Consider the following 20,413-nt stretch of genomic DNA (forward strand, 5'->3'; position numbering starts at 1 on the left):
GAGCGTGTCCAATTGCACTCATCCGTTCCGGTATCGGGTGAATCTCGGCCGGGCGCGATGTCGCTCGCCGGGCAACGCCCGCTGGTTCTGGAGAATCGCGGCAAAGCCGGACGTACTGAGACAGGGAGAGCCTTGTCCACCGACACCGCAGCACCGGAGGCGCGCACCACGCTGGTCGCCCTGGTCTGGAACTACGCCTCGGCGATCGTCGCCACGGTGCTCCAGCTCTGTTACACCGCCTACACCGCACGCGTGGTGCTCCCCGAGAACTTCGGGGCGTTCGCCGCGGCCGCCGCGGCCACCACCGTGCTCGGCTACGTCGCCGGAGCGGGGCTCGCGACCTACCTGCTGCGCGCGGAGCAGCTGACCCGGCCGACCGTCCGGACCGCCTACCGCGTCTCGCTGCTGAGCGGCGTCTTCTGCTGCGTCGTCAGCCAGTTGGTGGCCGCACCGGCGGCCGCGCTGTGGGGGCTGCCGGAGATCCGCCCGATGGTGCAGCTCTACGGCCTGTACTTCCTCACCCAGCCGGCCTCACTGGTGGCCGTCGCGGCGTTGCGCCGAATGGACCGGGCCCGCTTCTGCGCCGTCACGGAGACGGGTGCCCAGTTCGTCGGCATGGCGGCCGGTGCCGTCCTGCTCGAACTCGGGTGGAGCCCGTACGGACTGGTGATCTCCCAAGTCGTTACTCCCACGGTGGTGTTGGTGGTGGCGGGGGTGCGGCTCGCGCGGCTGCCCCTCGCGGACGGGCCCCCGGTGCCGGCGGGCGAAATGCTGCGTATCTCGGGGGCCTTCGCCGGTTACGGGATGATCCAGATGACGGCGGCCGACGTGTCCCTGTGGGCCGTCACGCGGTTCTTCGGGTCGGCCGCGGGTGGCCAGTTCTCGCGCGCGTCACTCGCCGTGAACCTGCCGGTCGTCGTGCTGTGCCAGAGCCTGCGGCGGGCGGTCATGCCGTCGCTGGCGCGGATCAACGCGGAAGGGCGGTCGCTCGCCACCGTGCTGCCCGACGTCCTCAGCGCGGCCTCCGCGGTCGCCTTCATCTCCTTCGGCGTGCTGGCGGGCGTGGGCCCGGCCGCCCTGGAGCTCCTGCTCGGGCCCGGCTGGGGACAGGCGGGCGCCCTGGTACCCGTACTGGCCCTGGGCGCCCCGCTCGTGCTGCTGTGTCAGGTCAGTTACGCGGCGGACGAGATCCGCAAGGCGATGGGCAGCCTGCTGCGCACCCAGTCGCTCGTCCTGGTGGCCACGGTGGTCGTCGCAGCGTTGTCGGTGACGGTCGGGCACAGCATGGTGCTCGTCGCCGCGGCCGCTTCGGTCGCGGCCGGTGTCGGCCATGTGGAGCAACTCGTCCGCTGGCACCGGTCCGAGGTGTGCCCCCTGTCGTCGCTCGTCCGGCCGTACGCCGTCCACGCGAGCCTCGGCGCAGCGCTGTACGCCAGCGGGCAGCTGGCGTCCGGCTACGGCAGCGGGCCGGTGTCGCAGGTCGTGCACGGACTGCTGGGCATGGTGCCGGTGGCGCTGGTGTGCGTGGCGCTGCGGCGCCGCCTCCCGCTGTACTCGGCGGCGGTCTCGCGGGGGCTTGTCACGGGGTGAGCCGAGCCCCGTTGGAAGACAGAGATAAGCCGGACCGACGCGGACGCTGTGTCGCGCGCCCGCGTCGGTCCGGCGGATGCCTCAGGAACCGTTACAACTACCGTGCCAGAGCGCCCACTTGGTCCCGGCCGGGACGGTCGTCATCGTCCGCCGAGGCGGCGGCGGGCGTCCTTCCTGCGGGCAGGACCGCGCGGTAGACCTCTTCGGCGGTCTCCGCCTTCGCCGTCCACGTGTGCTTCCGTGCCCAGGCCACCGCCGCCCTGCCCATACCCCGGCGCGTCTGCTGGTCGTCGATCAGGGCGCCGAGCGCGTGCGCGAGGCGTTGGGGCAGGTCGGCCGGGTCGCCCAGGGGCACGGAGATCGAGCCGCCCGGCGCCGAGAAGTCACTGATCCCGTGGTGACCGAGATGCACGACCGGCAGGCCCCTCGCCCATGACTCCAGGGCCTGCATACCGGAGGAGTCCCGCAGGCTGGTCATGAGAAGCGCGTCGGCGGTGTCGTAAGCCGTGAGCACCTCCTCCCAGGGGATCTCGCCACGGAATTCGACGGCCCCGCTCACACCCAGGCTCAGCGCGAGCTGTTCCAGGGCGGGCCGCAGAGGTCCTTGCCCGAGGACGACGAGGCGCGCCTGCGGGACGTCCGACCGCAGTCGCGCGAACGCGCGCAGCGCCAGCTCGGGAGACTTGCGCGGGATCAGCCCGCCGACCCACAGAACGGTCGGCGGGCGATCGGCCCGGGCGCTCTCGTCCTCCGGCGTCTCGCGGATCACGGACTCCTTGATGCCCTCGGCCAGCATCAGCCGGGCGTCAGTCCGTCCGAGCCGGCGTGCCGCCTGCTGCGTGTCGCGGTTGGTGACGAACACCGCCGCCGCCTCGCGCAGCGTCGTACGGCACGACGGCCGGCGGCTGTAGCAGCGAGCCCACAGCACGGTGCGCAGCGCTTCCTGCCAGTACGTGTCCAGGTAACGCCGGTGGCTGTGCGGTGCGGTCTGGCCGCCGCCGACGGGGCCGAACACCAAGGGCGGTCCCAGCCTGCGCAACGCGGAGCCGCCTTGCAGGGATCCGTAGGACACGTGGTGCACGAGGTCGGCGCGGTCGAAGCCACGTCGGCGCGCGTAGGCCAGGGCCCGGAGCTGCCAGGCGTCGTAACTGAGGATCTCCTTGGCCATCTGGCCCAGACGGTTCGGCAGCACGCCGACCCACGAGGGGTCGTCCGGTACGGGGATGATGTGCGGCCTGATCCGGGCGCCCACCTCGCCCAGTTCGGCCACGCGGCGCTTGATGTGCTCCGCGTTGTCGCGGTCGGGGTGGGTCAGCACTTCGACGGTGTGCCCGCGTCGCGCGAGCGTCTCGGCCCACGACCACCCGACGGCCGGTTCGCTGCCGCGGGTCGGATCGCAGCCGTACGCAACGAGCACGATATGCAATGCGCGCATGAATTCCTCTCCGTCCGCCGTGGGGATCCCCTCGGGGCGGCGGCGCGTGGGGGCGAGAACGTGACGAGGCCGGTGGTCCCGGCGCCTGATCCAGGGGCTGAGCGTAGGGGTGGATTTCGTGACGTGACCGCGCCTGATGTCGCGTTGCGAACCCCTTCCCTCGATCAGCCCCCGGCTCAGACCACGCACGGAGTCGCGGGCTTCACCGTCACCTGAAGCGGCGTCACCAGGGCCTGCCGCAGAATCGTCGGGGCGCGGTCGGCCCCGGGTTCGTCGAGATGCAGCACGAGCTTGCGGCTGGACTGCCGGGGAAGCTCCAGGTCGAGCGTGTAGACCGGGTGACCGCGTTCGGTGCCGGGGATCATGCGGACCGGGCGGCCGTCCAGCGTGGCACCGGTCAGCCGCGCTCCCTTGCCCGCGTAGTAGGACACGATGAGCCGGTTGTCGCCGGGCCGCGTCCGGTACGTCGGGAGGTCGGCGCGCTGGGTGACGTACTCGGGCAGGCCCGAGACCGGTGCCCGGTTGGTCAGGGTCATGGTCGCCGTGACCGAACGCCCGCGGTCCGTGCAGGCGCCCGGCGCCCAGACGAGGCTGCGGTCAAGGTAGTAGTCCAGCTTGGTGCCGGCCGCGTTGTTCACGACCAGCCCGGCGAAGGGCCCCGGACCCTCCGGGAGCACGCCCGAGAACGGCCGCGAGGCGAGCTGCCCCTGCTCGTCCGGGTGCGCGCTCCACACCTGGAGACGGCCCTCTCCCTGCACTTGGCGCACGGCTTTCAGCAGCGGGGGGATCATGCGCGGGTCGTCCGCCGCCGTCATGAGGCGTCCGGCGGCGGCGCGCGCGGTGTCCACGAAGTACGCCTTGCGCTGGGCGATGTCGTCGTACTTCGCGTAGGCGGCACGCTGGGTGATGTCCACGACGTTGTCCCCGGTGAGTTCGGTGCCGTCGGGCATCCGGGCCGGGCCGGTGGCGCGGAGCAGCAGGCCGAGCGCACCGGGGTCGATGGCGATCGCACCGTCCAGACGCCGGCCGCTGCGGTTCTGCCAAGCCGACGTCCAGATACGGGCCGCGTTCGGGAAGTGCGGGCTCATGTTGGAGTTGGCCCAGGAGCTTTCGGGCTGGTTGTTCCCGTACTCGGTGGCGAACTCGGATCCGAGGTCCACGTCGGCACGGGCGCCGTCCATCTCCGTGTTGTTGCCGAAATGCTCGAAGGAGATACGGCCCCGGTCGGCGCGCAGCACGGCGAAGGCTCCGGGGAGGCCGCCGGTGCCGCGTGCCTCGGCCGTGTTCTGGAAGGCGAGGAAGTAGCGCCGGGGCCCGTGCGAGCCGAGCATCGACGGCACCACGCGGGCCGCGACGGCGGCGTCGCGTGCCTGCGGGACGAGCCGGTCGAGCTGGTCCGACAACTGTCCGCGGACACGGTCCACGGCCGGCAGCCAGGTGGAGCGGGGCAGGCCGCGGGTGTCGTCCTGCACGTCGGCCGCGGCTCGCGCCGCACGGGCGAACGCGGGTGCCTCGCTCTCGAGTCCCTTGAGGACGCGCGGGATGCCGCCCGCCTTGGCACTCGCCTCCAGTTGCGGGAGAGCGCGCGCCAGCGGTGACACCACGGAGCCCGCCAGTCTGTCCGAGGCCTTCGCGAGGCCGCGCGTCGTCTCCAACGGGCCGCCGAGGAAGGGTAGTTGGGCTGCCGTGTACCAGGCAGGTCCGGTGGTGAGGTCGTGTGCGCGGGCGGCGTGCCGGGCCGCGGAACGGGCCAGCCACTCCTGTCCGGACTGTGCCGGGGCCCCTGCGGCGACGCCCGTCGTGGCGCTCGGCTTGTCCATGGTCGCGACCGACTCCCGGAGCTCCTGGAGATTGTCCTGGGCTGCGAGGAGCTCGGAGCGGGCCATCACGCCGGTGACGCCGATCCAGGCGGCCGCCGCCGCCGCCGGAACGGCGACGGCGGCCAGCAGAGCGCTCCTGACCAGGGGCCGGGAGACGCGCCGTTCTGCCCGGCGGGCGTCCCGGGCTCGCCCGGGACGCCCGCGGAAGGGCACACGCACCTTGGGAAAGGTCATGAGTTGCTGCGGCGGCGTACAACCAGCACGGAGCCGACGCCGAGGGCGATCAGACCGGCCGCCGCACTGCCGAGGATGATCTCCTTCTTGTTGTCGTCACCGGTGTTGGCGAGGTGCCCCGAACCCTTGTCGTTGCCCTTGTCGTGGCCCTTGTCGTGGCCCTCTCCGGAGCTGTTGCCGTTGTCGTCGCCCTTCTCGTGGCCTCCGGAGCCGTTGTCGTCGCCCTTGCCGTGGTCACCTCCGGAGCCGTTGTCGTCGTCCTTGCCGCCCCCGTAGCCGTTGTCGCGACCGTGGTCGTCGTCCTTGCCGTGACCGTGGTCCTTGCCGTGGTCCTTGCCGTGGTCCTTGCCGTGACCGTGGTCCTTGCCGTGGTCGTTGTCGCAGTCCTCGCCGTAGCCCTTCTCCTGGCCCTCTCCGTAGCCCTTCTCGTTGTCGTCCCCGTAGCCCTTGTCGTCGCTACCCCCGTAACCCTTCTCGTTGTCGTCCCCGTAGCCCTTGTCGTCGCTACCCCCGTAACCCTTCTCGTTGTCGTCCCCGTAGCCGTGCGGCGGCTTCGGGGGGTACGGCGGCTTCGTCGGGCACGGTTTCGGCTTGTCCATTGCGTACGCGGTCCCGGCGCCGGCGAGCGACGCTGTGAAGAGCGCGGCGGCAGCGGCGGCCGAGGCCGCGACAGACCGCCACCTGGGCGATGTCGTCATCTTTCTTCCACTCTCCTCGAACTGAGTAGACCTGTGCGCTACGAGCTGCACCAAAGGCCTTGATAGTGGAATGATTGGGACACCAGCGGTACGACTAACACTCCGGCGTGCGCGTCTCACCGGATGGTGTGGCGCGAATGGAACACCGCCACCCGTCTGCCCGGAACGGCCAGGGGGCGGCGCCGGTACGGCCGCCGCCCCTCGCCCCCAAAAAACTCCCGCGCCGCTCAGTGCGCCACGCTGATCAGATCCTGACGCGGCGGAACCCGCTTGGCCGCCAGCAGCACCACCCCGGAGGCAAGGCTCGCGCCGATGGCCGAGAGCGCTGCCTGCGCCGGGTTGAAACCGGCGCTCTGCAGTACGGCGTACAGCAGCGGGCCGACGATGAAGCCGATGGGGCCGGCGATCGCCGCGTACGCCACCGCCGTGCCGCGGATGCGCGTCGGGTAGGACTCACTCATGTAGGCGTACAGCGTCGCCGCCGTGCCCTGCGTGAAGAACAGCATCAGCGAGTACGAGATCATCACGGTGACGAGGTTGTCCGCCCAGAAGAGCAGATAGCCCGCCGGCAGCGCCGCGAGGATCTGGCACGCGATGCCTGTCTCACGTCGTCCGATGCGGTCGCCGACCCATCCGAAGATCAGGAAGCTCACGAACGCGAAGATGTTGGCGGCGAACACCGTCCACAGCGCGGAGTCGAGTGCGATTCCCTTGCCCTTGACCAGGACCGTGGTCGCCAGGTTGGCCAACTGCGAGTCGGAGACGGCCTTGAGGAAGAACACGATGCCGACGGCGATGGTGTGTCTGCGCAGTTGGGGCGTGAACAGCGCCGCGTAGGTGTTCTTCCGGTCGTCGCACATGTCGAGGCCGTAGTGCCGGGCGGCCTCGTCGGCGCCCTCGGTGTCACCCTTGGCCTTGAGCTGGCGCACGTACTTGACCTTGAGGAAGAAGGGGGACTCCTTCAGCCAGATCCGCAGGACGAGGATGAGTATCAGCGGGAACGAGCCGAGCAGGAAGACACCTCGCCAGCCGATCGACGACTCGAAGGACAGGGCCATCGCGGCGGAGATCATGACGCCGACGGGCCAGCCCGCCTGCACCAGCGCCGTGAAGAAGCCACGCCGCTTGGCGCTGAACACCTCGTTGAGATATGCGGCGTTGACCGCCTGCTCGGACTGGCCGAACCCGGAGAGGGAGCGGTAGAGGATCAGTGAGATCGGCCCGAGCGCCAGAGCCGCAAGGCCCGAGCTCAGCGCGGCGCCGGCCGTCGTCACGAACAGCGCGATGCGGCGCCCCAGGAAGTCGATCAACGGCCCTACGACGAACGCGACTCCGAGCGAGCCGATCGAGACGAGTGTCGCGACATAGGAGGCGGTCTCCGTCGACCAGCCGAACTCGTCCTGGATGGCGGGCAGCATGTTGCCGAAGGAGACGATGTCGTACACCGCCAGGCTCCACGCGATGAACGCCACGGACGCGGTGTACATCTTCTGCCCTCTGGTGAAGGGCGGGAATTCCGGGAACCTGCGCTTGGGCGAGCCGGGTTCGACGGTCTTCTCTGCGGATCCCGAGGGATCGGCCGACTCCACACGTTCTTCCATGATGGTCGAGCTCCTTCCTGTGCTCTGCAATGCGATGCACCACGTCGGCTGCGACGAGGGGTGCCTGATGTCATGACGGCAGGGCGAAGCGCCCGGGCGATGACACGGGATACACAGAAGTGCGGGCAACGGGTGTTGTGAGAACACCCGGCGAGAGAAGGCGTCGTGGGGCCACCTGGGGCGACCGGCACCGCGGCGGAATGCCTGCGCGGTCCGGCGTGACCATGGAGCGGAAGGCCGTCGCGGCGATGGGCGATCGGCGCTCGCCGGCGAGGGTACGGAGTGAGTCAGGACGGAAGGCCTGCGCTCAACTGCCTGCGCTCAACTTCCGTGAGAGAAAAGCATGTTGCTGCTACCGGACCTGGATCTGCTGCACCGGCAGTGTCGTGCGTGTGGCGGTGGTGGGGGGAGGTCCCGAAGAGGGGCCCACCACCCGCCGCCCCGTCCCCCCGTGGCTCGTCCGGCGAACTGCTTCACCGGACACGGTTCGCGCTGTGCGGTACGCGACCGGCCGAGGGACTGAGGTTCAAAGGGCTGACGCCCCGCGGGACTACGCGTTGTCGGCGTAGAAGGCGACGCACTCGTCGGCGAGCAGACCCGAGACGACCTCGAGGTCGTCCTTGCGGTTCAGCATCGCCATCAGCCCCTCCATGGTGTAGTCGCCCAGCGGCGCCTCACCGACGGTGCGGCGCACTCCGACGACCACCCGGCGGATCCCGGCCTCGACTATCGCGCCGCAGCAGAGCGGACACGGCTCGAACGAGGTCACCAGGGTGGCCTCCGAGAGGTCGAGGCCCCACTCCTTGGCGCCGGCGCGGATGGCCATGACCTCCGAGTGGGCCGTCGGGTCGGCGTCGCTCACCACGCGGTTGCGCTCGGCGATCACACCGCGCGGGCCCACCAGGACCGACCCGTACGGGTGGTCGCCGGCGTCGCGGGCGACGGCGGCCTGCTCGAGAGCGCCCCGCATGTGCTCGGGCGTGATGAGCGGGCTGGCTCCAGACATGATTCTCCTTGTGTAGAAACTGACATAGGACCCGAAGAGGGCCGAATCATTCAAGCCGCAGGGCCTGAACGTCCGTTCTCGCTCCGAAGAGTACGTGCAGTGCGCGGGCCTGGTTTTTCTCCACATGATCGAAAGCCGCCGCGGCCGCCGCCTCGGGGTCGCGGGCCTCGATCGCCAGGCACATGGCGTGGTGCTCGTCCCAGATCTGCACCGGGTCGTTGTACTGCCGCAGTTGCCAGTGCAGACGGCCCTGGAGGGGGTCGAGTATCCCCTTGAGGGTCTCGTTCCCCGAGAGCAGCACCAGGAGGTCGTGGAAACTCTCGTTGGCGGGGCCGGCCTCCGTCCCGTCGTCTCCCCCGATCGCCCGCTTGGCGCGCTCCAGGCTCGCCCGCAGCCGCCGGACGCCGTCCGGAGTGGCGTTCTCGGCGGCTCTGCGGCACGTGAGCGGTTCGAGTGCCGCGCGGATGTCGAAGAGGTGGCCCACTTCCTCGCGGGTGAACTCGCGCACCATGGCCCCGCGTCGCGCGACGGCCGCCACGAAGCCCTCGGTCTCGAGCATCCGGATCGCCTCGCGGACGGGGATCCGCGACACCGCGAGCTCCTCGGCGATCTCCCGCTCGACGAGGCGGTCCCCCGGCTTCAGCGTGCCGGCCGTGATGCGCCGCCTCAGCTCGTCCCGGATCTGGTCCCGAAGGGGCTGATGTACGGCACCGAGTGGCATGTCGACCACCGAAGCCCTCCTTAGGTGGAGTTCCGAACGTACGGGGCGCCTTCGCCACGAACGCGTTGCCAGGAGACGGAGTTACCCCGGCGGCCGGTGCTTCAGACCAGGACCTCGCCCTGGTGAGCGACGACCCTGCCTCCCGAGACCACGAGAGCACGTTCGGGCGCCCGCGTCACCGTGTCGGGAATGTTCTCGGCGTCGACCAGCACCACGTCTGCCCGCGCCCCGGCGACGAGGTCGTGCACGTCGCGGCCGACCAGACCTGCCGCGTCGGACGTGGCCATCCTCGCCACGGCCTCGAGACCGCCGTCGTCCCGCCGGCGCGAGAGCCGCGCCATGGTCGTGGCGACGGCCAGCAGATCACCGGTGCCGTACGGCGTCCACAGGTCGCGCACCCCGTCGGTGCCGAGGCCGACGACGACGCCCGCCTCCTTCAGCGCCGCGATGGGCAGCGGTGGCGGCTCCAGGGGCGCGACGGTCGACATCGTGACGCCCGCCTCGCCCATGGCGGCGACCAGTTCCTGCTGGCGGCCGGGCGGGACCTGCCCCACGGCGAACCCGTGCGCGACGGTGACCTTGCCCTGCAGACCGGCGCGCAGCGTCCGCTCGACGATCAACTCGATCTGGAACGCGCCCAGTTCACCGCCATCGTGCAGGTGCACGTCCACCCCGACGCCGTGCCGCTCCGCCACGGCGAAGACAGCGTCGAGCTGCCCGGCGGGATCGCGGTCGATCGTCGCGGGGTCGAGCCCTCCGATGTAGTGGGCCCCCGCCTTCGCGGCCTTCTCCAGCAGCTCGACGACACCGGGCCGGCGCAGCACCCCGTCCTGGGGAAAGGCGACGATCTGCGCCTCGATGGCACCCCCGAGCCCGTCCAGCGCCTCGCGCACCACCTCGATACCCCGGAGTCCGAGACCGAGATCGACGTCGACATGGGTGCGCAGTGCCGTCGTGCCGTGCCGTACGAATTCACGTAGCGACGCCGCCGTGAACTCCACACCCGGGATTCCCAGCGCGTCCCGGTGCTCACGCTCGTAGGCGATACGGCCGGGAGTGCTGGGGTCGCCCTGATAGCTGACCCAGGGTCCGCCCCACCAGGTCTTGTCGACGTGTGCGTGTACGTTCACCAGGCCCGGGAGCGCCAGCAGGCCTCGACCGTCCACCTCTCCCGTGCCGCTGACGGCCGGTTCGGAGGCGGGTTCGTGCGGCGGCGTCGCGGTGCTCGGCTCGATGCGGGTGATGCGAGTGATGCGGCCGTCGGCGATGTGGATGTCGGACGGTTCGCCGCCCCATGGCCGTACGTTGCGGATCAGGGTGACGTCGGTTGCGCCCGGGTTCTCTTCAGCTACGCCCGGGTTCTCTTCAGCACTCATGAAACTTTCCGCTCCTCTTCGGACGTGTCCTGGTCCTTGCCGTGGAAGGTCCGGATCAACTGGCGTACCTGGACGGCCAGTTCGTCGACCGGCCCCTCGACGCGGACCTGTGGTGCGACGGCCGGCACGGAGAGCGGTGCCACCGGGGCCGCCCCGAAGCCCATCTCCGTGAACCATCGGGTGAGTTGGTCGGTCGAGCTCGCGTACACGATGCGTCCCAGGCCGACCCATCCGTGGGCGGCGGCACACATGGCGCAGTGCTCGCTCGACGTGTAGACCGTGGCCCGGGCGCGCTCCTCCGGAGTGAGCCGCTCGGCGGCCCATCGGGCGAGTGCGAACTCGGGGTGCCGGGTGGGGTCGCCGCTGGACGACCTGTTGCGGTCCTCGGCGAGAACCTTGCCGTCCCCGTCGACGAGAACGGACCCGAAGGGCTCGTCCCCTGCCTCCAGCGACTCGCGTGCGAGTTCCACGCACCGGCGCAGGTGACTCAGTGACACCCAGTCCATGACCGGCCTCCTCGTCTTGTGTCGTCCGACCGTGCCCAACGAGGCGGCGTCGGGGCGGTGGCGGTCACATGTGTCATCGCGAGCGGCCGGGTTCGGCGAGTTCGTGCAGGACCTTGGGGATGCGTATGGCCAGGAACTTCGCCAGCTCTTCCTTGATCACGCGGGTCTCGGTGGCCCGGTCGTTGCCGGTCCGCTCGCGCAGGGCCCGCAGGATCTCGTCGCCGGACAGTCCGGTGGCGCTGATGAGGAACACGTGGCCGAACCGGGCTTCGTAGGCGTCGTGGGCGGCGTCGAGGTCACGCAGGAACTCCGCGTTGCGGTCGATGCCCTGGGACTCGGTGCTGGACCACCGGGTCTCGGGGTCCGACCCCGACTTGGGCGCACCGAGTCGCGCGAGGCCGTGGTGCGACGCGGCGATCTGCTCCTCGGTGAGGCGCTCGACCTCGTCCTCGGCCGACGCCACCAGGTCGGCCACGTTGCCGAAGGGCCTCTGCTCCACGGTCCGCAGACCCCACGTGGGTACGTTCACCCCGCACGACCGGCGGAGGTAGGTGGCCGCGCGGTCACGTTCCATCTGGTTGAAGAGGTCGAGCCCGTTGCTCGCAGGTGCCTGGACGGACGGTCTGGTTGTCACCATGTCCCCTCTCGATGGTTACGGATGGTGTTGTTTTTTGTGGCTGCGACGTCGTTCAGCGCGGCGGGGCGACGGCCAGGCCGGTCCGGGCGCACGCGGCCCGCAGGTGGTCGGCACTGTCGGTGATGAACTGCACCGCTTGCGTGTATCCGAACGGGCGGGCCGCGTACTCCTCGATGTCGGGCACTTCACCGCTGGCGATGCGCTGCTCGTAGGCGTGCACCATCTCCAGGTACGCGGCCAGCTCCTCGACACCCAGATCCGGGTGTCCGGCGAGGAATTCACGGTCGTATACCTCGATGAGGGCGGGGCCGGGCCGACGCGGGAAGTCGTCGGCCGATTCGGCGTTCTCGATGGTGAGGTTCATCGCGGGGTTCGCCTCGGCGAGGATCGGAAGGATCTCGTCGAACGGCATCACACCGTTCCCGAAGGGCCGCATCTGGTAGCAGAGGCCGCCCTCGCCATGGGCGACGTGCGCGTCCTTCATGTGGGTCTGCCGGACGTAGGGGGCCACGCGCCGGGCCGCCATGACGGGGTGTTCGACGCGGATCAGCACGTTCGCCGTGTCGAAGACGATCCCGATGGCGTCCGGTCCGACCGCCTCCACGAGCCGTACGAGTTCGAAGGTGGTGATCTCCTCGTGCGTCTCCAGGTTGATGTGTACGCCCAGGTCAAGCGCTATCGGGCGGAGTCGCGTCAAGAAGGCTTCCGTGGAACGGAGTTGCTCCTGCCAGCTGACGTCGGTGCGGAAGCGGTCGATCGAAAGGCGGCCTCTGTAGGCCGACTTCAGGTTGGCGGTGGCCGACCACAGCTCCGTACAGCTGATCTGCGCACATGCCTCCATCATGCGGCGGAATCCGAGGAGGGTGTCCCCGTCCCCGATGGCGCGCACCTCCGGGGTCTCGGCGAGGGCATAGGGGTTCGCCTTGCCCAGACCGGTCTCCAGGTACATGCCGAGGTCGTCCGCGCAGGCCCGGATGTCCCGGAGTTCCCCCAGGTCAAGCGTGGGGCTCATGTCGAGCACGGTGCGGAAGAAGACACCTTCCATGCCGAGCTCGCGGGCGTGCTGAAGGGTGCCGATCGTGCCGCGTTTCTCGGCTTCGGGGATCTTTTTGCCGTCCACACCGATACGCAGCGATTGTCCCGATGACGTCATGGCGATCTCCTCGTTCTCCGCGCTGGGGATGCAGTCGAACCGGACGTCACGTCCGGGTGGTTCTGCCGAGGTCGGATGAAGCAAAGCCGTCGAGCCGGCGTAGGTGCCTGGTGCGTGATGCCTGGTGCCTGGTGCCGGCAGGCGGGCGGCACTCCCCCGTCGAGCTCTGCGGAGGGGAGTCCGGCCCGGAATATCTGCTCGGCATCCTGTATACCATCCGCCGCCTAAGGGGCTGTCAACCCCTGGTGCACAAAGGGAATTTCGGGCCCTTCAGGCAAGCCGCAGCACGGGGCCGGGCCCTCTGACGTGGGCTTTCCGCCCCCTTCTGGCACCCGCTGCCAAGCGCGGGGCAGCGGTCGTCGGCATCAGTTGACAGTGACGTGCCGGCGAATCCCGACCTACGTTGACGCCATCGACGGCCCGGGCCGGCATCTCCGCCCCCGGTGCCGAACCGTCCTCCACGACGAACGCGGCGCACATGCCGCCGGCCGCCCGGCAGAGTCGACGCCGGGGCCCAGCACCACGGATGCCACGCAGCTCATCCACTCACCCACTCGTCCACGCCTCGGTGGACACACCTCGCCCCAAGGGCGCGCCATGGAGAGGGAACCCATCATGTCTACGCACACGAACACCGGAACCCCGCAGCGGAACGTCATCGCACACATCTCCATGTCACTCGACGGCCGCGTGAACGGTCCCGGCGGCGCGAGCGACATCGCGTGGGCCGACAAGTACGCCGACGCGTCCCGCGACCTACTGGCCGAACTGCCCAAGACCGCGACGGCGGTCGTCCTGGGACGCCGGAACTACGAGGCGTTCGGCCACCACTGGTCGACGGTCCTGAAGGACGACAGCGCCGACGCCCGCGACCGGACGGTCGCGCAGTGGCTGGAGAAGGTACGCAAGATCGTGCGCACGTCGACGCTCGCCGACGGCGATCTCAGCTGGAACAACTCCCGCCTCTCCGACCCCGACCCGGCCGCCGAGATCACCCGCCTCCGCCCCCAGCCGATCGGCGGCGACATCGTGATCCTCAACAGCGCCGGAATCATCGCCGACCTCCTCAAGGCCAAGGAGATCGACCGCCTCCACATCACCCTCTGCCCGGAAACCCTGGGCACGGGCACCCGCCTCTTCGACGACGGAATCCCGGGGGCGTCATGGAACCTGACGACACCCACGACGGCGCCTTCGGGGGCGACGGCTCTCATCTATGACCGGGTTCGCGGCTGACACTCGGGCCGTCCGGCGCTCCGGGCCACCTGGTTCGCCGATGCCGGCGAACCAGGTACGCGTCCGGCCACGCCGCTCAACCCTGGCCGCACAGCCGGATCAGCGCAGCCCGGCGAAGAGATCGTTCTCCGGTACGGGCGCGCCGGTGGTGTCCTGGACGCGTACGAAGGTCTCCGTGCCCATGAATTCGGCGAACCGCTCCTTGCCCATCTTGAGGAAGAAGATGTTCTCGCCCTGACTGGCGTGTGCGGCCAGTGAGTCGAACTTCTGGCCGCTGTACTCGATCGTGTCCACCCACGTGGTGATCTCGTCGTCGGGGAGTCCGATCTCGGCCATCGCCGCAGCCTCGGCGGGATCCGGCTCCGGCATGTCCTCACCGAACTCGCGCATGATCTCGCCGAACTGCCGCATCCCCGAGCGGGGCATCGTCGTCCAGTACACCTTCGGCGTCAGTCCGGACATCTCCACCGCCGCCATCGTGATGCGGTGGGCCTGGATGTGGTCGGGGTGACCGTAGAAACCGTTCTCGTCATAGGTGACGACCACATCGGGCCGGTAGTGCCGCATGAGGTCCGCAAGCCGGGCGGCGCCTTCCGAGACGGGCGTCTGCCAGAAAGATCCGGGAGCGTCGTTGCTCGGCCAGCCCGTCATTCCGGAGTCCGCGTAGTCCAGCATCTCCAGATCGCTGATGTTCAGGACCTCGCAACTGGCCTGGAGTTCTTCACGGCGCATCAACGCGACGGCCGCCGGGTCGTGCCCGGGTTCCCCCGGCTTGACTCCCCCGGGACCGTCACCGCAACCGCCGTCGGTACACGTGACAAGAACCGTGCGGATGCCCTCCGCCGCGTATCGCGCCAGCACCCCTCCGGTACTGGTGGCCTCGTCGTCGGGGTGGGCGTGCACTGCCATAAGGGTCAAGGGCCGGTCGGTCACAACAGTCCTCCTGCAGAAAAAGGTGTCTCGGGGCGGACAACCATAGGGTCTCAGCGGTCACCGTCCGTATGGCGCCCGTCCCCCGGTCGATGCAACAGCATCGACCGGACCGGCTGTTCCCGGCGCGCACGCGCACACAGGTTCGGCCAGTGTCAGTTGTCCGCGTACCTCCCAGTACTTGTCCGCGTACGTTCCTGGACTTGTCCGCGATCGGTAACGGACGCATCCGTGCGGCCACGCCTCTCGTCCTGACCAGTGATCTCACGGTCATGGGGAACCGGTGAGGCACTGTGCGGAGGGGACGGACATGGCACGGCGGAGCAACGGGCGAGGCTGGAACAGCAAATTGATCGGGGTCGCGCTCGGGGTGACGTTGCTCGCCACCGGCGCGTCGGTGTGGACCGCTCAGGCCGGTACCGCGAACGACTCGTCACCGGGGGCGTCAGCCCCGGCCGCACCGAGCGTGAAGCCGACCGAGGTGACCATCGCCCACTCCTCGGACGCGGGGGCACACGGCATCAACATCACCATCGACGACGGCCCGGACCCCACGTGGACCCCTCAAGTCCTCGACGTGCTGCGGGAGTACGGGGTGAAGGCCACGTTCTGCATGGTCGGCCCGCAGGCCCAGGCGCACCCGGACATCGTTAAGAAGATCGTCGCCGCCGGACACCGGCTGTGCGACCACTCCGTCTCGCACGACACCGCCATGGACAAGAAGTCCGAGGCCTACCAGTCCCGGCAGATCCTCGACGCCGAACGCATGATCACCAAGGCCTCCGGCGGCGTACGGCCGATGTACTACCGGGCACCCGGCGGAGCCTTCACCCCCTACAGCCGCAAGCTCGCCGCTTCCCGGGGTATGCGCCCGCTGGGCTGGAACGTGGACAGCAAGGACTTCGAGCGCCCGGGCACGGACACCATCGTCGCCACGGTCGAACGGGAACTGCCCAACGGCCCGACGCTCCTCTTCCACGACGCGGGCGGCGACCGCACCCAGACCGTCGAGGCCCTGCGCCGCCTCCTCCCCCAGCTCAAGGAACAGGGCTACACGTTCGGCTTCCCGGTGCGCTGACTCGATCCTGGCTCGGCCCGCCCCCATGACCTCAAGGGTGCGCCGTCAACTCCACCCAGACGACCTTCCCTTCGGCCCGCGTCGAGCGTTCCGAGCCCCAGCGGTCCGCGAGCTGCTGGACGAGGAGCAGGCCTCGTCCGTTCTCGTCGCCGGGGCCGGCGTGGTGCTCGGGCGCGCGGACCGGAGCGCGGCCGCCGTCGTGGAGTTCGATGCGCAGGCGTCCCTCCGCGCCGGTCAGCCTGAGGCCGCACAGGACATGGCCGCTGTCGGTGTGCAGTACGGCGTTCGTGGTCAGTTCGGAGACCAGCAGAACGGCGTCGCAGCATATGTCGCCGGGCACCTCCCAGACGCGGAGCCGGTCACGCACGGTGTCGCGGGCGGATCGCGCGCTGGTACGCAGGGCGGGCAGCCCGAACCAGTACTCCCGATGAGGCACCGTCGCGGCCATGGCGGGGGCCCAGGCCGGGACTGAGGGGGTGGGCAGAATCACGGGTGTCGCCTTTCAGTGCCTTGCGGGGGCGGGCGCGGTGTGGGGATGCGGGCCGCAGCTCGGGCGGTGAAAGGCAGGCGCCCTGCGGTGGGGGGCCGACGACATCAGCATCACGCACCCGGTCCGGGCCTGATGCTGCGTCAGAGCTGAGACTTGACCGCTCACACAGCAACTATGCGCGTGATCACACTCACGCTGCAACCGCCTCCCTGATAATTTCAGCAGTCCGGTATCACCCTGGCCTCTCCATCAAGTCACTGACACACTGGTGATGTTGATGACCCCTCAGGAGGTTGGCCGTGAGTGAGGCCCGTTCCGGCACCAGCGCGCCGACAGTCCTGCGCATGATCCTCGGCCGCCGGCTGCGGGACATGCGGCTCGGCGCCGGCGCCTCGCTGGAGGACGCGGCCAAGGCACTTCGCGTAAAAACCCTGACGATCCGGCGGCTGGAAAAGGCCGAGGTCGCGCTGAAGCCTCTCTACGTGGAGAAGCTCCTGGAGACCTTCGGCGCGGACCGCCAGGAGATCGACGAGTTCGTCGACCTCGCCGAACAGGCCAACCAGCCCGGCTGGTGGCACTCCTACCGGGACGTCGTGCCCAGCTGGTTCACCGCCTACGTGAGCCTGGAGACCGACGCCAAGACCCTGCGCACCTATGAACCCCAGTACGTCACCGGCCTTCTGCAGACTCCCGGCTACGCGCGTGCCGTCCTGCGCGGCGGGCTGCCGAACGGCAGCGAGGAGGAGCTGGCGCGCCGCGTGGAGCTGCGGCTGCGCCGCCAGAGCCTGCTGGAGCGGGAGGACGCCCCCACGTTGTGGGTGGTCATGGAGGAAGCCGTCCTGCACCGCGAGGTGGGCAGCCCCGAAATAATGCGTGAGCAGATCGAGCGGCTTCTGGACGTCTCCGAGCTCGCGCATGTCAGCCTCGACATCGTGCCCTTCGATGCGGGGGCGCACGTCGGGGCGTGTGCACCGTTCACATATTTCCGGTTCGAGGAACCCGAGCTGCCCGACGTCGTCTACAGCGAACTCCTGTCCGCCGCCGTCTACCTGGACCAGCGCGCGGACGTCGTCGCCCATCTCGAGGCGCATTCCCGACTGGCGCTGATGACGTCGTCCGAGGTCAGCAGGGCGCTCTTGAACCGTATGCGTAAGGAGTACTCATGACGATCACCGACGAGGGCGTCTACAACGGGATGCCGGCGCGCAATCTCGGGGAGCAGGGCTGGGAGCGTCCCTGGAGCGGGCCGACCGGCGGTCAGTGCGTCGAGACGAAGCAGCTCGCCGACGGCCGTGTGGCCGTACGGCAGTCGACCGACCCGGCCGGTCCGGCGCTGATCTACGCGCCGGAGGAGATCGCCGCGTTCGTCCGCGGGGTCAAACAGGGCCTGGCCGATCACTTGACCGGCGGGTGAAACCGGCGGCGAGCAGATGGAACGGCGACACCGGTCTCCGTTCCTGGCCTGCGGGCCTACTGCCCTGCGGGCCGACAGAAACACGCACGGTCGACAGCAAGAAGCACGAAGGGGAGCACATGACCACCAGGCAGCCCGGCCGGGATCTCGACACCAGCAGGCCGCACTCGGCCCGGATGTACGACTACTTCCTCGGTGGCAAGGACCATTTCGAGATCGACAAGGAAGCGGCCCTGGTCGCCTCCCAGGCCCACCCCGGCATCTACCTGACCGCCCGCGAGAACCGGGCGTTCATGCACCGGGCCACCCGTGTCCTGGCTGAGGAGCACGGCATCCGCCAGTGGCTCGACATCGGCACCGGCATCCCGACCGAGCCCAACCTGCACCAGGTCGCCCAGTCCGTGGTCCCCGAGGCCCGCGTCGTGTACGCCGACAACGATCCCCTCGTCCTCAAGTACGCCGAACGCCTCATGCGCAGCACGGTGCAGGGAAGCACCACGTACATCGAGGCCGACGCCACCGACCCCGACTCGCTGATGAGTGCCGTGGAGGCCTCGGGGGTCCTGGACTTCGAGCAGCCCATCGCCCTCTCCCTCAACGCGCTGATGCACTTCATCACCGACCCGCACGACCCGTACAGCATCGTCAAGCGGCTGCTCGACCCGCTTCCGGCGGGCAGCGCGCTCGCCATGAACCACTGCACGCCCGACTTCGACCCCGTCACGTGGAACAAGGTCGCGGAGGTCTACACCAAGTCCGGTTCTCCGGTGCAGTTCCGCTCACACGCCGATGTCAGCCGCTTCTTCGACGGGCTCGACCTGATCGAGCCCGGCATCGTCTGCTGCCACCGCTGGCGTCCCAAGGGCCCCGCCGCCGACGGCACGGAGCCGACGGACGCCCAGATCAGTCTGCTGGCGGGCGTGGGTATCAAGCGCTGACCGAGGTTTCGGGGCGTGGTCCATGACCGCCGGCAGCTGCCGATCCGGCCGTCATGCCACGCCCTGGGTCGCCGCCTCCATCACAGGGCGGTGGCCGGCGAAGCGGGCGAAGCGCTTCATCAGGAACAGGTAGAGCGGGCTGATCACCGCGAGTCCGACGATCCAGGAGATGTCGACGCCGCCGAGCCTGTGGGCCATCGGGCCGGTGTACATCGCGGTGCTCAGGAACGGGATCTGGACGAGGATGCCGAGGAAGTAGCAGGCGACCGCGATCAGGTTGAACTTGCCGTAGCGGCCGCCGTCCCGCTCGAACAGCGAGTCGATGTCGTACTCGCCGTGCTTGAGCGCGTAGTAGTCGACGAGATTGACGGCGGTCCACGGCACGAGCACGCAGAGCAGCAGAAGCATGAAGTTGGTGAAGTTGACGAGGAAGTTGTCCTTGCCGGCCAGCGCCATCACGACCGCGCCGAGGAAGAGGACGGACGAGACCACCGCGCGGGCGAAGGCGCCGGGCACCCACTTCGGGAAGATCGTCTGGCCGACCGTGATGGTGGACAGCGCGCCGCAGTAGAGGTTCATCGCGTTGGTGCACGCGATGCCGATGCCGAAGACCCCGATGACGAGACCGCCGACGCCGTGGGTCAGCTCCTGGAGGCCGGCGACCGTGTCGGCCTTGGGCAGCGCGGCGCCGACGAGCGCGCCGAGGATCATCGGGAAGAGCGAGCCGAGCACCGCGCCGGCGTACGTCGCCCAGAACGCGGGGCGCACACCTGTGTCGCGGGGCATGTAGCGGGTGTAGTCGGAGACGTAGGGCGCGTACGCGATCTGCCAGAGCGCGGCCAGCGAGACCGTGCCCATGAAGCCGGCCAGCGTGGCGCCGTCGGTGTGCAACGCGGCGGTGGGCAGGTGGTGGACGCCGAGCATCCAGACGAAGGCGAGGACCATCACCACGCCGGAGACGAGGCTCATCAGGCCGGTCAGCGCGTGGATCATCCGGTAGCCGACGATCGCGCCGGCGACGCTGACCAGTCCGATCAGGATGATCGCGAACGTCTCGTCGATCCCGAACAGGCTGGCGACCGCCTGGCCGCCGAGGACCATGTTCGAGGCGAAGAAGCCTACGTACATGAAGATCACGAGGACGACGACGAGCAGGCTGCCGAACGAGCCGAACTGCGCGCGCGTCTGCAGCATCTGCGGGACGCCCATCTGCGGACCCTGTGCGGCATGGAGGGCCATCACCACGCCGCCGACGGCGTGGCCGACGACGAGGGCGATGAGCGCGGCCCAGACGGGCAGGCCGTAGACGGCCGTCGCGACCACGCCGGTGGCCACGGTGAGCAGCATGATGTTGGAGCCGAACCAGATGGTGAACAGGTCGCGGGCGCGCCCGTGCCGCTCGGTCACGGGGATGTGGTCGATCGTGCGTTTCTCGACCGCCATCGTGGTCTCGACTGCGTCGTGCGTGGTATCGACTGCCTTGTGCTGCATGGGAGTTGTCCCTTCTGGCCAGCCGGCTCCGGCGCCCGGCGCCGCAGTCGTGATGGCGA

At 69.5% G+C, this 20,413-nt stretch carries 19 protein-coding genes; 6 read left to right on the forward strand and 13 right to left on the reverse strand.

All coding sequences use genetic code 11. The annotated features are described in order from the left end of the window. The first annotated feature begins 132 nt into the window (after positions 1-132). Positions 133-1,590, forward strand: coding sequence for an oligosaccharide flippase family protein (locus ABZ893_RS02415; RefSeq protein ID WP_361395422.1), 1,458 nt, complete (start codon positions 133-135; stop codon positions 1,588-1,590). Positions 1,591-1,687: 97 nt separating this feature from the next. Here ABZ893_RS02415 and ABZ893_RS02420 read toward each other — a convergent pair whose 3' ends face one another. The 10 genes from ABZ893_RS02420 to ABZ893_RS02465 form a co-directional block, all read right to left on the reverse strand. Continuing rightward, positions 1,688-3,025, reverse strand: a complete 1,338-nt coding sequence (locus tag ABZ893_RS02420) for a glycosyltransferase family 4 protein (protein WP_361395425.1) — start codon at positions 3,023-3,025, stop codon at positions 1,688-1,690. 176 nt (positions 3,026-3,201) lie between these two features. Further along, positions 3,202-5,064, reverse strand: coding sequence for a DUF4012 domain-containing protein (locus tag ABZ893_RS02425; RefSeq protein WP_361395428.1), 1,863 nt, complete (start codon positions 5,062-5,064; stop codon positions 3,202-3,204). An 11-nt stretch (positions 5,065-5,075) separates the two neighbouring features. Beyond that, positions 5,076-5,777 (reverse strand): hypothetical protein, encoded by a 702-nt coding sequence (locus ABZ893_RS02430; protein ID WP_361395431.1) that lies wholly within the window; start codon positions 5,775-5,777, stop codon positions 5,076-5,078. A 227-nt stretch (positions 5,778-6,004) separates the two neighbouring features. Continuing rightward, a complete protein-coding gene (locus tag ABZ893_RS02435) occupies positions 6,005-7,378 on the reverse strand; it encodes an MFS transporter (RefSeq protein ID WP_361395434.1) in 1,374 nt (457 codons plus the stop codon). A gap of 550 nt (positions 7,379-7,928) precedes the next feature. Beyond that, positions 7,929-8,384 (reverse strand): nucleoside deaminase, encoded by a 456-nt coding sequence (locus tag ABZ893_RS02440; protein ID WP_361395437.1) that lies wholly within the window; start codon positions 8,382-8,384, stop codon positions 7,929-7,931. Between the two features lie 46 nt (positions 8,385-8,430). After that, positions 8,431-9,105: a GntR family transcriptional regulator gene (locus ABZ893_RS02445; RefSeq protein WP_361396079.1), complete on the reverse strand. Its 675-nt coding sequence runs from the start codon at positions 9,103-9,105 to the stop codon at positions 8,431-8,433. A gap of 101 nt (positions 9,106-9,206) precedes the next feature. Continuing rightward, positions 9,207-10,481 carry an amidohydrolase gene (locus tag ABZ893_RS02450; protein ID WP_361395440.1) on the reverse strand — a complete coding sequence of 425 codons (1,275 nt, stop codon included), beginning with the start codon at positions 10,479-10,481 and terminating at the stop codon, positions 9,207-9,209. Then, positions 10,478-10,987: a nucleoside deaminase gene (locus ABZ893_RS02455; RefSeq protein WP_361395443.1), complete on the reverse strand. Its 510-nt coding sequence runs from the start codon at positions 10,985-10,987 to the stop codon at positions 10,478-10,480. Before ABZ893_RS02455 ends, ABZ893_RS02450 begins: the two co-directional genes overlap by 4 nt. 73 nt (positions 10,988-11,060) lie before the next feature. Beyond that, positions 11,061-11,624 carry a 2-oxo-4-hydroxy-4-carboxy-5-ureidoimidazoline decarboxylase gene (locus ABZ893_RS02460; RefSeq protein ID WP_361395446.1) on the reverse strand — a complete coding sequence of 188 codons (564 nt, stop codon included), beginning with the start codon at positions 11,622-11,624 and terminating at the stop codon, positions 11,061-11,063. A gap of 52 nt (positions 11,625-11,676) precedes the next feature. Continuing rightward, positions 11,677-12,777 carry a sugar phosphate isomerase/epimerase family protein gene (locus ABZ893_RS02465; RefSeq protein WP_361395449.1) on the reverse strand — a complete coding sequence of 367 codons (1,101 nt, stop codon included), beginning with the start codon at positions 12,775-12,777 and terminating at the stop codon, positions 11,677-11,679. A 615-nt stretch (positions 12,778-13,392) separates the two neighbouring features. Here ABZ893_RS02465 and ABZ893_RS02470 point away from each other — a divergent pair. Continuing rightward, on the forward strand, positions 13,393-14,013 hold the full coding sequence (locus ABZ893_RS02470) for a dihydrofolate reductase family protein (RefSeq protein ID WP_361395452.1): 621 nt from the start codon (positions 13,393-13,395) through the stop codon (positions 14,011-14,013). 99 nt (positions 14,014-14,112) lie between these two features. Here the strand turns inward: ABZ893_RS02470 and ABZ893_RS02475 are convergent, their stop codons facing one another. After that, positions 14,113-14,946: a PIG-L family deacetylase gene (locus ABZ893_RS02475; protein ID WP_361395455.1), complete on the reverse strand. Its 834-nt coding sequence runs from the start codon at positions 14,944-14,946 to the stop codon at positions 14,113-14,115. A 307-nt stretch (positions 14,947-15,253) separates the two neighbouring features. Here ABZ893_RS02475 and ABZ893_RS02480 point away from each other — a divergent pair, with 307 nt between their 5' ends. Continuing rightward, on the forward strand, positions 15,254-16,021 hold the full coding sequence (locus ABZ893_RS02480) for a polysaccharide deacetylase family protein (protein WP_361395458.1): 768 nt from the start codon (positions 15,254-15,256) through the stop codon (positions 16,019-16,021). Positions 16,022-16,052: 31 nt separating this feature from the next. Here the strand turns inward: ABZ893_RS02480 and ABZ893_RS02485 are convergent, their stop codons facing one another. Then, entirely contained in the window at positions 16,053-16,511 is a 459-nt protein-coding gene (locus ABZ893_RS02485; RefSeq protein WP_361395461.1) for an ATP-binding protein, read from the reverse strand. 299 nt (positions 16,512-16,810) lie between these two features. Between ABZ893_RS02485 and ABZ893_RS02490 the strand changes: the two genes are divergently transcribed. From ABZ893_RS02490 to ABZ893_RS02500, 3 genes are all read left to right on the forward strand, one after another. Further along, positions 16,811-17,677 (forward strand): helix-turn-helix transcriptional regulator, encoded by an 867-nt coding sequence (locus ABZ893_RS02490; RefSeq protein ID WP_361395464.1) that lies wholly within the window; start codon positions 16,811-16,813, stop codon positions 17,675-17,677. Beyond that, complete coding sequence (locus tag ABZ893_RS02495; RefSeq protein ID WP_361395467.1) at positions 17,674-17,925, forward strand: DUF397 domain-containing protein; 252 nt, start codon at positions 17,674-17,676, stop codon at positions 17,923-17,925. The genes ABZ893_RS02490 and ABZ893_RS02495 overlap by 4 nt, the downstream gene beginning before the upstream one ends. Positions 17,926-18,044: 119 nt before the next feature. Further along, positions 18,045-18,863 (forward strand): SAM-dependent methyltransferase, encoded by an 819-nt coding sequence (locus ABZ893_RS02500; protein ID WP_361395470.1) that lies wholly within the window; start codon positions 18,045-18,047, stop codon positions 18,861-18,863. A gap of 51 nt (positions 18,864-18,914) precedes the next feature. On the opposite strand, the gene ABZ893_RS02505 is transcribed toward ABZ893_RS02500, so the two are convergent. After that, a complete protein-coding gene (locus tag ABZ893_RS02505; protein WP_361395473.1) occupies positions 18,915-20,354 on the reverse strand; it encodes a cytosine permease in 1,440 nt (479 codons plus the stop codon). Positions 20,355-20,413 lie beyond the last annotated feature (59 nt).

The organism is Streptomyces sp. NPDC046821, assembly GCF_040645335.1.
GTDB lineage: Bacteria > Actinomycetota > Actinomycetes > Streptomycetales > Streptomycetaceae > Streptomyces.

Bases quoted from the DNA above. Each gene is read 5' to 3' on its own strand.
- ABZ893_RS02420 (WP_361395425.1), bottom strand. From the start codon at position 3,025: ATGCGCGCATTGCATATCGTGCTCGTTGCGTACGGCTGCGATCCGACC.
- ABZ893_RS02430 (WP_361395431.1), bottom strand. From the start codon at position 5,777: ATGACGACATCGCCCAGGTGGCGGTCTGTCGCGGCCTCGGCCGCCGCT.
- ABZ893_RS02435 (WP_361395434.1), bottom strand. From the start codon at position 7,378: ATGGAAGAACGTGTGGAGTCGGCCGATCCCTCGGGATCCGCAGAGAAG.
- ABZ893_RS02440 (WP_361395437.1), bottom strand. From the start codon at position 8,384: ATGTCTGGAGCCAGCCCGCTCATCACGCCCGAGCACATGCGGGGCGCT.
- ABZ893_RS02445 (WP_361396079.1), bottom strand. From the start codon at position 9,105: ATGCCACTCGGTGCCGTACATCAGCCCCTTCGGGACCAGATCCGGGAC.
- ABZ893_RS02450 (WP_361395440.1), bottom strand. From the start codon at position 10,481: ATGAGTGCTGAAGAGAACCCGGGCGTAGCTGAAGAGAACCCGGGCGCA.
- ABZ893_RS02455 (WP_361395443.1), bottom strand. From the start codon at position 10,987: ATGGACTGGGTGTCACTGAGTCACCTGCGCCGGTGCGTGGAACTCGCA.
- ABZ893_RS02460 (WP_361395446.1), bottom strand. From the start codon at position 11,624: ATGGTGACAACCAGACCGTCCGTCCAGGCACCTGCGAGCAACGGGCTC.
- ABZ893_RS02465 (WP_361395449.1), bottom strand. From the start codon at position 12,777: ATGACGTCATCGGGACAATCGCTGCGTATCGGTGTGGACGGCAAAAAG.
- ABZ893_RS02470 (WP_361395452.1), top strand. From the start codon at position 13,393: ATGTCTACGCACACGAACACCGGAACCCCGCAGCGGAACGTCATCGCA.
- ABZ893_RS02480 (WP_361395458.1), top strand. From the start codon at position 15,254: ATGGCACGGCGGAGCAACGGGCGAGGCTGGAACAGCAAATTGATCGGG.
- ABZ893_RS02495 (WP_361395467.1), top strand. From the start codon at position 17,674: ATGACGATCACCGACGAGGGCGTCTACAACGGGATGCCGGCGCGCAAT.
- ABZ893_RS02500 (WP_361395470.1), top strand. From the start codon at position 18,045: ATGACCACCAGGCAGCCCGGCCGGGATCTCGACACCAGCAGGCCGCAC.
- ABZ893_RS02505 (WP_361395473.1), bottom strand. From the start codon at position 20,354: ATGCAGCACAAGGCAGTCGATACCACGCACGACGCAGTCGAGACCACG.